The organism is Glaciimonas sp. GG7 (assembly GCF_052976905.1).
In genome coordinates this window covers 1-14,408 of record NZ_JBRIIQ010000097.1, presented here as the reverse complement: position 1 = coordinate 14,408, position 14,408 = coordinate 1, and the positions used below count along the sequence as shown (strand labels likewise).

Below are 14,408 nucleotides of genomic sequence, written 5' to 3'. Positions count from 1 at the left end.
CAGTCGGTGATAGCTTCTCTAAGCGCCCGGTTCATCGAGCACGAATCGATCTGGCTCATTAGCGTGGGCTGGCTGCATTTGTTTGGCCACCATCTTGTCAATCCCGACAAGGCGCAACATCTGCTGCACGATATTGATCCCTTCAACAGCCTAGCCTTATTTCACGCGGCCATCGCCGGCGCCTGTCTGTTCGTGGCAGGTTTGATTTCGGGCTACTACGATAACCGTGCGCTCTACACGCACATGGCCAAGCGCATTGAACGTGCCCGCTGGCTGCGCACTATGTTGGGCGCAGAACGGCTAAGTAAAGTTGCGCACTATCTTGAGGCTAATTTGGGCGGTTTGATGGGTAATTTTTACTTCGGCATTTTGCTAGGCACCATCGGCACCATCGGTTTTATGGTCGGTCTGCCGATTGATATTCGTCACATTACCTTTTCTGCGGCCAACTTCGCCATTGCCTTGGTTGGCCTCGATAATCATCTGGACTGGCACATTGCAGTACGTTCAGTGTTTGGCATCCTCGCCATCGGAACGGTCAATCTCTGGGTCAGTTTTTCATTGGCATTATTCGTTGCCCTGCGCTCTCGTCAGGTACGTTTTCAACAAAGTGTACCGCTTGCGAAAGCGGTATTTGCGCGCTTTATGCAGCATCCCATCGACTTTTTTATGCCGCCAAAAGAACCCACTGCGAACCAGGAATAATGTTTTGAACAGGTATTCAAAACGCATCAAAATTTTTTATAAAAGTAATGATTTGACTATACTTATCAGATATTTGATGTAGCGTAGTCACGTCAGTTTACGTTCAATAAAACATTATTTTGATGATAAATTCCTCCCTGCTTTACCGCCTGCGTTACCTGTTATCACTAGCGCTGTCTTGCGTGATGATGGCTGCTTGCGCTTCGCTGCCCGATGTCAATCAGACACAATCGGCCAATCTGGTAAACACCACCAGAACATCTTCGGTTTTAGCCGCCAGATTGCGCCATTCCCACCTGGATTTACAACAGTTGGCGGCGCTGGAAGATGCTGCGATCAACACTCCTTTAATTAGAGGTAACAAGATCACCTTATTGTTTGATGGTCCGCAAACGCTCAATGCCATGATCGCGGCCATTACCAGCGCTAGACATAATATCAATTTTGAAACTTATATTTTCGATCAGGACGAACTCGGTCTGCGCTTTGCCAATCTTTTAATTGAAAAGCAATTGGCCGGCGTACAGGTCAATATTATTTATGACAGCGTTGGAACAATAGGCACACCTACTGAATTTTTTGAGCGGATGCGTAAGGCGGGGATCAAGCTCGTTGAATTCAACCCGGTCAATCCTCTCAAACGCTTTGGCCGCTGGCGCATCAATCATCGCGATCATCGAAAAATTTTAGTTGTCGATGGCAAGGTTGCGTTCACCGGGGGTGTCAATATCAGCGCCGCTTACAGCAGCAGTTCGTTGTTCAGATCGACCAAAAAAGGCGGAGATGCAGTCGGCTGGCGCGATACGCATATTCAGATAGAGGGCCCGGCGGTTGCCTCGCTACAACTCTCATTTATGCGTTCGTGGGCAAATGAAGGGACGGAAGACTTACCTGATCTGGATTATTTTCCCATGCTGAGCGACGCTGGCGATAAGGCGGTACGCGTCATCATCAGCAGGCCACGTGGCGATTTTTCTCTCTACAAGGCTTACATGCAGGCGTTTCAACACGCCCAGAAAACCATACACATCACGACGCCCTACTTTGCTCCTGATCAACAAATGGTGAAGGCGTTGACTGACGCGGCAGGACGCGGGGTCGAAGTCGCTATGATTTTGCCCAGTGTGTCTGACAACGGATTGGTATTTCATGCCGGGGAATCGTATTTTGATCAACTGCTGTCTGCTGGCATCAAAATTTATCGCTTACAGGTCGCGGTGTTGCACGCGAAAACCGCCGTGATCGATGGCAACTGGTCAACCGTCGGCTCGGCCAATCTGGATATCCGCAGTTTCTTGCACAATTACGAAGCAAACGTGATCGTGATCGGCGACGAATTTGGCGATGAAATGGAAAAAGCGTTTCAGGACGATCTGAGTACCTCGGAAGAAATTACCAAAGATGTCTGGGATCGCCGGTCTTTCGGTGCGCGGATCAAGGAATGGGCCGCGCGATCGTTGGAGTATTGGCTTTAATTCGGCCGGGCAGATCGATGGCACTCTGCCCATGCCAGCATGGTTGCTATCAATTGCCGTAATGTTGGCCGTATCTGCTCGGCCAATGCCTCCTTAAACGCAAAAGGAGGCTGCTCATCCATATACGTACACTGTGCCAACTCCAGCTGAACCGCATGAATATGCTGGTCCGGCTGTCCGTAGTAGCGGGTAATGTGTCCCCCCTTAAATCGTCCATTTAACGCATGGCTATAGCCGTTTGCAGACGCCGCGACAGCGCGCAATTGTTCGGCTAATGCAGGCGCACAGGATGTGCCAGAGGCGGTGCCGAGATTGAGATCCGGCAATCGGCCCTCAAAAAATCGTGGCACGACAGATGCAATCGAATGCGCATCCCACAACATCGCAATGCCATGTTCGTCCCGCATGCGCTGTAGTTCTTGTGCCAACTGGGCGTGATACGGCTGCCAGTACAGCGCAACCCGTCGTTGTATCTCTTCGGCATTGGGCTGTGCATTTTGTTGATATAACGGTTCCTTGTGAAAGGTATCGACCGGACATAAGCCGGTTGTGTCCAGACCCGGATAAAGATTGACGTCATCCTGAGGTCGATTCAGATCAATCACGTAGCGCGAATGGGTAGCAATCAATATTGATGCACCCATTTCTTTGAGGAAGTTATAGAGCACTGGCAGATGCCAATCGGTGTCTGCCAGTGCGAGCGCTGCGGGTGTCATTTCAGCGGCGATATCCGGTGGAATATGCTCGCCCGCGTGGGGCATGGAGACCAGCAATGGCAATCTGCCACGATGGAATAGGAACGTAGGAATTGATGTCATTTTTCTCTTTCTAAATACCGATGAGTGCTCGTAACGTCGCACCATAAGCCCGGCTGCTTGCATCCTGCAAACTGTGCTGACCACTCTGGATCACCCAACGCCCGCCGACCATGACGTCGCGTATCGGTGTGGGCGCATGATGGCAAAACACCACACTGTCGAGTAGTTGATCGCCCTGCTTACCGTCTATATCCGCATGTTTTTCGTCCAGCACGAGTAAATCGGCGCGCTGCCCAACCGCCAATCCGGCAATCGGGCGCGCACTGGCCGTCGCCCCGCCCCGTAATGCTTCACCGTACAAATACGCGCCCACGGAACGCCCTCCATTGGCGAGCAACACATTGCGCTGGCGATGCTGCAAGCGCTGACTGTATTCGTATAAGCGCAACTCTTCGCGCAGACAGGTGCTGACGTGACTGTCGGAGCCGATGCCCCATGCGCCGCCTGCTGCTGCATAGCTTGCGCCGTTGAAAATGCCGTCGCCCAGATTGGCTTCGGTGGTCGGGCAAATACCGGCTACTGCGCCGCTGCGCGCACATCGGACTGTTTCATCCTCGGTCATGTGCGTGGCATGGACCAGACACCAGCGGCTATCAAGGTCAACGTTATCGAGTAACCACGCGACCGGACGCGTACCCAGTTGCGCGATGCAGTCTTCGACTTCTTTGGTTTGCTCAGCGATGTGGATATGAATCGGGGCGTGCGCGTCCCAGCCTGAGAGTTGCGCCAGTAATTGTTTGAGGGACTCAGGCGAAACGGCGCGTAGCGAATGCGGGGCCACGCCGTAGCGCAAACTGGCGTGCTGAGGATGTTCTGCCTGAAGGCGCTGCAAAGTGTCCATGATCCAGTCTGGCGAATTAATGAAGCGCGCCTGGCCCGAGTGCGGCGCTTGTGCGCCAAAACCGCTGTATTGATACATCACCGGCAACAAGGTCAAACCGATGCCGACTTCTTGTGCCGCTTCGATCAGGCAAGTGAGGTTTTCAGTAGGATTGCTGTAAGGCTTGCCGCCGATATCGTGATGTAAATAGTGGAATTCGCACACCGAGGTATAGCCGGATTTGAGCATCTCGATATACAACTGCACCGCAATCGCCTTTAACTCTGGCGGCGTCAGCTTTTGCGCAAAGCCATACATCAGCGTGCGCCAGCTCCAGAAACTATCCGTGGGGTCGGACCGGTATTCGGTCAGCCCGGCCATCGCCCGTTGGAATGCATGCGAGTGGAGATTGGCAATGCCCGGTAATACCGCCCCGGCGACTCTTGGCGCGATGGCTATTTCTGCGGCATCGGGGGTAACGCTGGTTAACAGGCCGTCGGCATCCCATTCCAGCAAGACATTTTTATGCCAACCGGTGGGCAACAAGGCCTGATCAGCGATGAATTGATGTGCGTGTAGCATTTTTTATTATCTCTCCATGATTTTTTGCGCGTCTCTTGTGTGGCCGGTAATCACCCCGGCATACACACTCTGACTGCATGGATGGGCTCCTATGCAATAGGCCAATTCTGCTAATCCATCGATATCCCAGACCGCAAAATCGGCACTGCGCCCTGCGGCAAGCAAACCGTGCCGCTCGGCTTGCCCTAAGGCGAGTGCGGCGTGACTGGTAACGCCCATTAATGCCTCCGCGACGGTAAGCCGAAATAGTGTGCAGGCCATATTGAGCATCAGTAATAAAGAAGTCGCAGGCGAAGTGCCCGGATTGCTATCGGTGGCAATCGCTATCGGTATGCCGTACTGACGTAGTAAGGCAATCGGCGGCAATTGCGTCTCCCGAATAAAGTAATACGCACCCGGCAGCAATACCGCCACGGTCCCACTCTGTTGCATGGCGACGATATCGGCCTCGTTCAGATATTCCAGATGATCGACTGACAAGGCGCAATAGTGCGCGGCAAGCTGCGTGCCGCCGATGTTGGAGAGCTGCTCGGCATGCATTTTTACCGGCAGGCCGTGCATGCCAGCAGCGGCAAATACGCGCTCGCTTTGTGCTTTGGTAAAGCCGATATTGTCGCAAAACACGTCTACCGCATCGATCAGACCTTCGTCATGCAACGCTGGCAGCATGGTCTGGCACACCAACGTGATGTAGTCATCAGCACGGTCTTTGTATTCCGGCGGCAATGCATGCGCCCCCAGAAAAGTTGTGTAGACGCTGACCGGATAACTCTCTCCGAGACGGCGTGCCACGCGCAGCATTTTGCGCTCAGTCTCCAGATTGAGGCCGTAACCGGATTTGATTTCAATGGCGCTGACGCCTTCGGCTAATAACGCTTCGAGCCGCCGCGCCGCCTGTTGGAACAGACTATCTTCGCTGGTCTCCCGCGTGGCACGCACCGTCGAGATAATGCCGCCGCCTTTTTTGGCGATGTCTTCATAACTTGCGCCAGCTAAGCGCTGCGCAAATTCATCGGCGCGGTTGCCGCCATAGACCAGATGCGTATGACAATCGATCAAGCCCGGGGTAATCCACTGACGCTTTACATCGTGACGCGGCATGGGTGTATTCCAGAATTGCGCAGGGATCGCAGCGTTGTCGCCGATCCAGCTAATTGTGCCATTGCTGACTACGATTACGCCGTTTTCGATGACCGCATCGGGGTTGCCGGCAGGCGTAATGCGGGCGTTGTACCAGATGCCGCTGTCTTCTTTGTGACTGATCGGATGCATATAAAACCTTGATCTTTAATCGTTAATGCGATTGATCTTGACGGCAATCAGTGCGCTGTCTTTGCTCAGTGGACGCAGGCTGACTACAGAGTGCATATCGTTGAACAGCATTTGCAGGGGACACAACTCAAACACTTCGCTATCTGTCATGGTGACTTCCCATTCTCCGCGCGCACAAAATAACAGCAAGAAATCCGTGGGGGTGCTCAGTGTGCAGGCAGCATCTAACACCACGACCTCGCCACAGACGGCACCGCGCCGCAACATCAGATTGAAATCCTGACCGTTTGCTCCTTCTGAGATCAATTGCGTCGCTACCGCCGCTTCGCCTGCAAACTGATAAGGGATTAGCGGCGTGGTCAGCGGATGCGTTTTCTCGTCGTCAAATAGCAGTTGCATGCCCGCGCCGCTTAGCAGCGTGATGTTGCGATCGATCCCGGGAAAATGGGAGAACGGACCTGACAGATTGACCTCGGCAATGCTCACGCGCCAGAGAAATGTATCGAAGCCAGCGCCCTCGGGATAGCAGGCTAATTCACGGGTTACGCCACCGCCGTTTTTCCACTGCGTTGGCGTCAGATTCTGGTAGGAGACCAGCTTCATTTTTTGTGCGAGTTCGTCATGTCCGTTACAAAAGGCAAATTCAACCCTTCCCGTTTAGCACAATCGATTGCTTGCTGATACCCGGCATCCGCATGCCGCATCACGCCAGAGCCGCAATCGTTGACCAATACCCGCGCCAGTCGCCTGGCCGCTGCCTCGGTGCCATCAGCCACAATCACCATCCCGGCATGCTGCGAATAGCCCATGCCGACGCCACCGCCGTGATGTAGCGACACCCAGGTCGCCCCGCCGGAGGTATTTAATAGCGCGTTGAGCAATGGCCAGTCGGACACGGCGTCGGTGCCGTCGAGCATGCTTTCGGTTTCACGATTTGGACTCGCCACCGAGCCGGTATCGAGATGATCGCGTCCGATAACGATGGGGGCTTTCAATTCACCAGAACGCACCATGTCATTGAAGGCTAATGCGGCCTTGTCGCGCTCGCCCAGACCGAGCCAGCAAATCCGTGCGGGCAAACCTTGGAACGCAATCCGTTCACGCGCCATATCGAGCCAGCGATGCACGTGCAGATTCTCGGGAAATAGTTCTTTGATTTTTGCGTCCGTTTTGTAAATATCTTCCGGATCGCCTGACAATGCAACCCAGCGGAACGGGCCTTTACCCTCGCAGAACAAGGGGCGAATATAGGCCGGGACAAAACCGGGAAAGGCAAACGCATTCTCGACGCCCTCGTCAAACGCGACCTGACGGATATTATTGCCGTAATCGACCACAAAACAGCCCAGTGTCTGGAAATCGAGCATCGCCTGCACATGCTTTGCGCAAGACTTGGCGGCGTCGGCGCTGAGTCGATCTTGTTGCGAGGGATCGCTTTGGGCCGCCCTCCATTGGTCGATAGTCCAGCCGATCGGCAGATAACCGTTGATCAAATCATGGGCCGAGGTTTGATCGGTGACCAAATCCGGTTTGATGTCGCCAGCCTGAGCACGCTTGACCATCTCCGGCAAGACTTCAGCGGCGTTTCCCAGCAAGCCGATAGAGACGGCTTCTTTACGCTCGGTGTGGTATTTGATCAGCGCAATCGCATCGTCCAGGTCTTTGGCTTGCTTATCCAGATAGCGCGTACGCAGGCGGAAATCGATGCTCGATTGCTGGCATTCAATATTCAACGACACCGCGCCAGCTAACGTCGCTGCCAGCGGCTGCGCACCGCCCATGCCGCCCAGACCTGCAGTCAATATCCAGCGTCCTGCGAGCGAGCCGCCAAAATGCTGCCGCCCGGCCTCGGCAAATGTTTCAAACGTGCCCTGGACGATGCCTTGGCTGCCAATGTAAATCCAGCTGCCGGCCGTCATTTGTCCATACATAAACAGACCCTTGCGGTCGAGTTCATTGAAATGCGCCCAGTTGGCCCATTTCGGGACAAGGTTGGAGTTGGCGATCAGCACGCGCGGGGCGTCTGCGTGGGTTTTGAAGACGCCGACCGGTTTGCCGGATTGGACCAATAAAGTCTCGTCATCATTCAATTCGGTCAATACCGCAACGATTTTATCGAAGCAAGCCCAGTCACGCGCAGCGCGACCGATGCCGCCGTAGACCACTAAGTCGCCGGGACGCTCGGCCACCTCTGGATCGAGATTATTCATCAGCATGCGCAATGGTGCTTCGGTCAGCCAGCTTTTGGCAGTTAATACGCTGCCGCGTGGTGCACGGATGACACGCGTCGGGTCGTGGCGTGGGTTGGTTAAGTGTGGCGTTGTCGGGGTATTCATGGGGATACTTTCGCTAAAAGTGATGGGATGGTCTTCGGTCTTATTTCGTTTGTAGAACAATATCTTTATTGATTAAGTTGTATAGATAACTTTAGTATAGATTCTATACAACTTGTGTCAAATAAAATTTATTACTTCATCGACTCCATACAGACCGACCCACAAATAGTCGTTTAAAAGTGTATTGTTATAAGCAGTACCAACAGATATGAGTAACGCAATCACAATGACAAATTCTCCCAATACCATCGCAAAAAGTACCCGTGAAACAGTCACCAGCGTGCATTACTGGACCGATAAATTGCTGTCTTTCCGCTGCACGCGCCCGCCCGGCTATCAATTTATACCGGGCCAATTCGCCCGGCTTGGACTTGTCGACGTGAGTGGAGAGACGTTCTCACGCGCCTATTCGGTCACTTCGGCATGCACAGAAGATACGTTGGAGTTTTATGCCGTACTAGTACCAAATGGTCAGTTTTCTGCGCTACTGGAAAAACTCCGTCCTGGCGATCCGCTGGAGGTAGAAAAATTCAGTTACGGCTTCATGACAGCAGATCGTTTTGTGGACGGCGAGGATCTTTGGATGCTGGCTACCGGCACCGGTCTGGGACCGTTTATTTCGATTCTGCAAGACCCGACGGTGTGGCGAAAATTTCGCCATCTGGTGTTGGTGCATTGCGTGCGTAATACCGACGAATTGGCTTATCAAGCGTTATTGCACAGCCTGCCGCACCGCCCTGAACTAGCTGAAGGTGGTGCAACTCTGACGCTGATGCGCGCCACCACACGCGACACCCACATCATGGACGCGCAACATCTGCAAGGGCGGATTACGACTTTGCTCGAAAACGGCGTGCTGGAAAGTGCGGTCGGTCGGCCCATCACGCTAGCAACATCGCGCCTGATGATCTGTGGGAACCCCGACATGATTACGGCCACGCGGGAGATGTTATTTCAACGCGGCATGCGGCCTTGCCGTCGTGCTGTACCGGGGCAATATGTGACGGAAGATTATTGGTAATTGGTTACTGTCGATACGCATTGGCATCCTGGCGGCAATGATTTTCTATCTCTGTCAGAATGCGGGCTAATCGCACTCCATCACTCGTCCTTCAAGGAAATTGCATGCATCCCCCCGCAGCAAAGAATATTGCCCCATCCGTTCTGAAACCTTTGCAACTTTCTGAGCTATCGCAACTATCCATAGACAATACCTTTGCCGCATTGCCGCCCGTGTTGTATACCCGCCTGATGCCCGCTCCTATGCCAGCGCCATATTTGGTCGATGCCAGCGCATCGGCGGCAGAGTTGATCGGACTTGATGCAGGGGTATTATCGTCAGACGATTTCCTTGCATCCTTCTCTGGCAATCGGCTGTTGCATGCGTCTGAACCACTCGCGGCGGTGTATTCAGGCCATCAATTCGGGCAATGGGCAGGCCAATTGGGCGATGGACGGGCAATATTGTTGGGCGATGTGGCCGCGCAACATGGCGACGCAGGTCGGATCGAGCTACAACTTAAAGGTGCCGGAGCGACGCCCTATTCACGCATGGGAGATGGTCGAGCGGTGTTGCGCTCCTCAATTCGTGAATATCTGTGCTCAGAGGCGATGGCAGCCCTTGGCATTCCTACCTCACGCGCGTTAAGCGTCATTGGCTCAAATCAATTGGCCATGCGCGAAACGCCGGAAACCACCGCTGTCGTGACCCGCATGGCCCCCAGCTTTGTCCGCTTTGGATCGTTTGAGCATTGGTTTTTTAATAACGATCATGCAACGTTGAAAATTCTGGCCGATTATGTTATCGATCAGTTTTTCCCTGAACTAACCAACGCCGACAATCGTTATCATGCATTTTTGGAAGAAGTTACGCGACGTACTGCCCATTTAATGGCGCAATGGCAAGCGGTAGGCTTTATGCACGGTGTCATGAATACCGACAATATGTCGATATTAGGACTGACGTTGGATTACGGTCCATTTGGCTTCATGGAAGGTTACGATCAGCGCACCATCTGCAATCACACCGACAGCCAAGGTCGCTACGCTTACAATATGCAGCCTCAAATAGGTCATTGGAATTGCTATGCACTCGGTCAGGCGTTGCTGCCGTTGATTGGCAGTGTTGAGGCAGCAGAAGATGCCTTAAAAAATTACCAGAGCCAATATACCGAGAAGTTTGATGCGTTATTACACGCCAAGCTAGGCTTGCAGACCTGGCAGGAAAATGACGACAAATTATTCGACGCTATGTTTGCATTAATGCAAGGTAGTCATACCGACTTCACGCTGTTTTTCCGCCGATTAGGCGATCTGCAATGCGCGTCTTCGGATGCCGATGCGTCACTGCGTGATTTATTTATCGATAGAGTGGGTTTTGATAGCTGGTTGCAGCAATATCGGGTCCGTTTAGTCGCAGAAAACAGCATCGATGCCAGCCGCCGCCTTGCAATGCACGCGACGAACCCCAAATATGTGCTACGTAATTATTTGGCGCAAATTGCGATCGAAAAAGCGCAAACCAAAGACTATTCAGAAGTTACAAAACTACGAAAAATCCTGGAAAACCCCTTCGACGAGCAACCTGAGCATGCACACTACGCCGCGTTGCCGCCGGACTGGGCTGGCAAACTGGAAGTAAGCTGCTCCTCGTAAGCATAGTGAGCATCGTCAAAAAAACCCTATTCACCGACAAAACAGGAATCATCATGCCAGCATCAAAAGTCACCAAGACCGAAGCAGAATGGCGCGCCGCGCTGGAACCAATGGAATATGAAGTCACGCGAAAAGCGGCGACCGAGCGCGCATTTACCGGCAAATACTGGGATCATCACGAGCACGGTATTTATACCTGTGTGTGCTGCAATACGCCGCTGTTTGAGTCCGATGCAAAATTCGATTCCGGATGCGGTTGGCCCAGCTACTTCAAAGCTATTAACCCTGAAAATGTCAGCGAACGCATTGATCGTACGCACGGCATGTCACGCACGGAAATTGTCTGTAATGTATGCGACGCGCATTTAGGGCATGTATTTCCCGACGGGCCGCCACCGACCGGATTGCGCTATTGCATTAACTCTGCATCGCTACGGTTTGATCCGGCATAATTACTTTTTTCATTTAAAACGAAAGTCCCGCACATGAAGTTTCTGTTTGACCTTTTCCCGGTAATACTCTTTTTCGGCATTTTTAAGTGGGGCGAAGGCCACACTGATGCGGCCCAGGCATTGGTATCGCAATACCTGTCGGGCTTTGTTTCTGGCGGCGTCGTAACGGCGACCCAGGCCCCCATCATTTTGGCCACCGCAGTGGCGATTGTCGCCACGCTGTTGCAGATCGGTTATCTACTTACTCGCCGCAAAAAAGTCGATGCGATGCTATGGGTTTCGCTGGTTATTATTACGGTATTTGGTGGCGCGACTATTTATTTTCATAACGATACATTTATTAAATGGAAACCCACTGTTTTATATTGGTGCTTCGCAGCAGCGTTACTCGTGAGCCAATTAGTGTTGGGTAAAAACCTGATACGCACCATGATGGAAAAACAAATGGCGTTGCCGGAACCAATTTGGGCCAAAGTAGGCATTGCATGGAGTGCTTTTTTTATATTCATGGGCTTACTCAATTTGTATGTGGCATTTAACTTTGAGACCAATACCTGGGTTAACTTTAAATTATTTGGTGGCATGGGATTGATGTTCGCTTTTGTCATTGGACAAAGTCTTTATTTATCCAAATACATTAAGGAACCAAAATGACGAGCCAGTTAGATGAAATACGCGCAAGACTGACGGCAGCTTTCACACCGACCGAATGCATCTTGGAAGATGAGTCGGCAATGCATGCCGGGCATGCCGGTGCCGCCTCTGGTGGCAGTCACTATCGACTCAAGCTGGTTTCCGCAATTTTTGAGGGGAAAAATCGCTTAAATCGACATCGTCTGGTGTATGATTGTTTGGATGACATGATGAAACATAAGATTCATGCGTTGGCGATTACTGCACTGGCGCCATCGGAATTAAACAACTCTTGAGAGTACATTTTTTTATTAATACGGAGTCTGTAAAACTTAGTTACACATTTAATTAGACACTTCATTATTTCTCGCTATATTCTGTTTCATTCTTCTACAACTCCCTAACTCCCATTTTTTATTTAGGATTTGAATATGACTTTTAAACCTGCTCGCTTGTTAGTAATTCTGTTAGCTGCTGCTGCAATACCTGCTCTGGCTCAAAATATTGCCGTTGTAAATGGCAAGGCAATCCCGTCTTCTCGTGCTGATATGATGGTTTCGCAAATGGCAGCGCAAGGCGGCGGCCAACCTGATACTCCGGAATTGCGCGCAATGGTCAAAGAAGAACTGATCAATCGTGAAGTTCTGATTCAACAAGCTGAAAAACAAGGTCTCGGTAATAACCCTGATGTAAAAGCACAAGCGGACATCGCTCGCCAGTCAATTTTGATTCGTGCCCTGGTTACCGACTACATCAAGAAAAACCCAATCACCGACGCTGACATCAAAGCTGAGTACGACAAATTCAAAGCAACTGCTGGCGACAAGGAATACCATGCTCGCCACATCTTGGTCGAAAAAGAAGAAGATGCTAAAGCCATCATTGCCAAGCTAAAAGGTGGTGCTAAATTTGAAGAGCTAGCCAAGCAATCGAAAGATCCAGGTTCAGCTGCTAACGGTGGCGATCTGGGTTGGACAACGCCAGTTTCTTTCGTTAAGCCATTCTCCGATGCGATGGTCGCACTGAAGCCAGGTCAAGTTACTGAAACACCAGTGAAGACCCAATTCGGTTACCACGTGATTCAACTGGAAGAAGTTCGTCCAGCAAAAATCCCTACACTGGCTGAAGTAAAGCCGCAAATCACTGAAGCGTTGCAACAGAAGAAATTGCAAGCGTATCAGCAAGAATTGCGTGCAAAAGCAAAGGTCCAATAAAGTAAGCACGGTTTTATAACCGCAAAAAACGCTCTTCGGAGCGTTTTTTTTGCTTAAATCTAAATTGTTCTGTAAGGAAAGTACCACTACTTACCACGCCACATCTGCTGACGTCATGCCCCTGTCATATGAATTCGTTAGGGTTCTGACAGAATTGCACGTTGTAAAAATCGCATTGCTCACAGTAGTGCTGGCTAAGGGAAACGTAAGGTATGTACAACGATAAAAGATTCATTATTCTGGATGCAGACGGCACCACGATTGATGCCTTTAGCGCCATAGATAAAACATTTGCACGCCACGGCATGGGGATAGGCGATGAAGAAAGTTTTCAAAAACGACGCCATATTTTTAAATACCTCGGCGGACTGAAAGATTTTCCGGCAAATATCAAAAAGCAGATCGGCAAACAGAGCAGGAAACAAATCATCGCTACCCTGACCGAGGTGTATCGAGAAGAGGCGATGCTCTACCCGACAATTGCGTCCCTGATTCAAACGTTGATTGCCGCGCCCGACGTGATCGTCGGACTGGTCACCCGCAACATCACTAACGAACCAGAAGAAACATTACGTCAATTGTTTCGTCGTCACGACATTGATCTCGGTGCACTCGATTTTTTTGTCCATATTCCGGTTCGTCAAGAAAAAGCCGTTCAATTTCGCGCCCTCAGAGAACGTTTCAATATCAATCCTGCACGCGGCTATATTTGCGGCGATGAAGAAAAAGACTACCTTGCCGCAATGGCATCCGGCATGCATCCGTTTATGGTGTCGTATGGATTTGAAAGCCATAAACGGCTCACAAAAAAGTTTGATATTCCCGAAGAAATCATCTCAAACACCTCAGCAGAGCTCTCCGATAGAATTTTGCATGGGCTAGGAATGCGTCACCCGTAGTGCTCGATCATTGTTTCTGCAAAGACCGGCTCACAAGAATATCGTCCTGAAAAGCCGTTGCCATGACGGTGGCACCAAAAAAGTCTTTGTCCAACGCCAGCATCTCGGCGATGCGTTGATGTCCTGCCGCATCAGCCGGCATGCGCAAGATGACGGTCAGGTACTTTGGCATGGCACTGCTCTGCCCCATTCGATCAGAAACCAAAGAAGTCGATTGCGCCTCGTTGTGGACCGTAACCGCCACGATATGCTCATTGCTGTCCGATGCAATATCCCATAAATCGACTGCCAAATTCTGCGCCAACTCTTCCTCTGAAACCATCACGGTGGTATGCGGCTCCGGCCATTTTTTTGCTCCCCCGATAATGGCAGGAATCCCGCCAGTGACTTCATATTCAGTCGCCGATATTTTTTCATAATGAAACGGCTCCCATCCGACGATATTTTTTTTACGTGTGGCGACATTCGCCATCGCTTTCGCCGCTCCGTATTCATTGACGAGCATACCAACGGGCAGAATATCTTCAGTAGGCGTTGTTTCTTTATC

At 51.4% G+C, this 14,408-nt stretch carries 14 protein-coding genes and 1 pseudogene; 9 read left to right on the top strand and 6 right to left on the bottom strand.

What is annotated here, in order from left to right; genetic code table 11:
- Nucleotides 1–705: pseudogene (locus tag ACVBEF_RS17480) on the top strand (recombinase); the annotation flags it as partial.
- Between the two features lie 122 nt (nucleotides 706–827).
- The gene (gene cls / locus ACVBEF_RS17475; protein ID WP_447125204.1) at nucleotides 828–2,180 is read left to right on the top strand and encodes a cardiolipin synthase; all 1,353 of its coding nucleotides are present in this window, start codon (nucleotides 828–830) and stop codon (nucleotides 2,178–2,180) included.
- Here the strand turns inward: cls and hutG are convergent.
- The 5 genes from hutG to hutU are packed head-to-tail and all read right to left on the bottom strand — an operon-like array spanning nucleotide 2,177 to nucleotide 8,008.
- Nucleotides 2,177–2,998: an N-formylglutamate deformylase gene (gene hutG / locus ACVBEF_RS17470; RefSeq protein WP_447125203.1), complete on the bottom strand. Its 822-nt coding sequence runs from the start codon at nucleotides 2,996–2,998 to the stop codon at nucleotides 2,177–2,179. The two genes, cls and hutG, sit on opposite strands and share 4 nt — an antisense overlap.
- Nucleotides 2,999–3,008: 10 nt before the next feature.
- The gene (locus tag ACVBEF_RS17465) at nucleotides 3,009–4,400 is read right to left on the bottom strand and encodes a formimidoylglutamate deiminase (protein ID WP_447125202.1); all 1,392 of its coding nucleotides are present in this window, start codon (nucleotides 4,398–4,400) and stop codon (nucleotides 3,009–3,011) included.
- Between the two features lie 6 nt (nucleotides 4,401–4,406).
- Nucleotides 4,407–5,672, bottom strand: a complete 1,266-nt coding sequence (gene hutI / locus ACVBEF_RS17460; RefSeq protein ID WP_447125201.1) for an imidazolonepropionase — start codon at nucleotides 5,670–5,672, stop codon at nucleotides 4,407–4,409.
- A gap of 15 nt (nucleotides 5,673–5,687) precedes the next feature.
- Entirely contained in the window at nucleotides 5,688–6,275 is a 588-nt protein-coding gene (locus ACVBEF_RS17455) for a HutD/Ves family protein (RefSeq protein WP_447125200.1), read from the bottom strand.
- A complete protein-coding gene (gene hutU, locus ACVBEF_RS17450; RefSeq protein ID WP_447125199.1) occupies nucleotides 6,272–8,008 on the bottom strand; it encodes a urocanate hydratase in 1,737 nt (578 codons plus the stop codon). The genes ACVBEF_RS17455 and hutU overlap by 4 nt, the downstream gene beginning before the upstream one ends.
- A 226-nt stretch (nucleotides 8,009–8,234) precedes the next feature.
- Here hutU and ACVBEF_RS17445 point away from each other — a divergent pair, with 226 nt between their 5' ends.
- The 7 genes from ACVBEF_RS17445 to ACVBEF_RS17415 all read left to right on the top strand — a co-directional run bounded on the left by ACVBEF_RS17445 (nucleotide 8,235) and on the right by ACVBEF_RS17415 (nucleotide 13,861).
- Nucleotides 8,235–9,029 carry a ferredoxin--NADP reductase gene (locus ACVBEF_RS17445; protein WP_447125198.1) on the top strand — a complete coding sequence of 265 codons (795 nt, stop codon included), beginning with the start codon at nucleotides 8,235–8,237 and terminating at the stop codon, nucleotides 9,027–9,029.
- Nucleotides 9,030–9,133: 104 nt separating this feature from the next.
- On the top strand, nucleotides 9,134–10,663 hold the full coding sequence (locus ACVBEF_RS17440) for a protein adenylyltransferase SelO (RefSeq protein ID WP_447125197.1): 1,530 nt from the start codon (nucleotides 9,134–9,136) through the stop codon (nucleotides 10,661–10,663).
- Between the two features lie 53 nt (nucleotides 10,664–10,716).
- Complete coding sequence (msrB, locus tag ACVBEF_RS17435; RefSeq protein ID WP_447125196.1) at nucleotides 10,717–11,115, top strand: peptide-methionine (R)-S-oxide reductase MsrB; 399 nt, start codon at nucleotides 10,717–10,719, stop codon at nucleotides 11,113–11,115.
- A gap of 33 nt (nucleotides 11,116–11,148) precedes the next feature.
- A complete protein-coding gene (locus tag ACVBEF_RS17430) occupies nucleotides 11,149–11,769 on the top strand; it encodes a septation protein A (RefSeq protein ID WP_447125195.1) in 621 nt (206 codons plus the stop codon).
- A complete protein-coding gene (locus tag ACVBEF_RS17425; protein ID WP_447125194.1) occupies nucleotides 11,766–12,044 on the top strand; it encodes a BolA family protein in 279 nt (92 codons plus the stop codon). The genes ACVBEF_RS17430 and ACVBEF_RS17425 overlap by 4 nt, the downstream gene beginning before the upstream one ends.
- A 135-nt stretch (nucleotides 12,045–12,179) precedes the next feature.
- Complete coding sequence (locus ACVBEF_RS17420) at nucleotides 12,180–12,962, top strand: peptidylprolyl isomerase (protein WP_447125193.1); 783 nt, start codon at nucleotides 12,180–12,182, stop codon at nucleotides 12,960–12,962.
- Between the two features lie 212 nt (nucleotides 12,963–13,174).
- Nucleotides 13,175–13,861, top strand: a complete 687-nt coding sequence (locus ACVBEF_RS17415; RefSeq protein ID WP_447125192.1) for an HAD family hydrolase — start codon at nucleotides 13,175–13,177, stop codon at nucleotides 13,859–13,861.
- A 7-nt stretch (nucleotides 13,862–13,868) separates the two neighbouring features.
- Here the strand turns inward: ACVBEF_RS17415 and ACVBEF_RS17410 are convergent.
- Nucleotides 13,869–14,408, bottom strand: a 540-nt coding sequence (locus ACVBEF_RS17410) for a hypothetical protein (RefSeq protein WP_447125191.1), incomplete at its 5' end; no start/stop codon positions are given.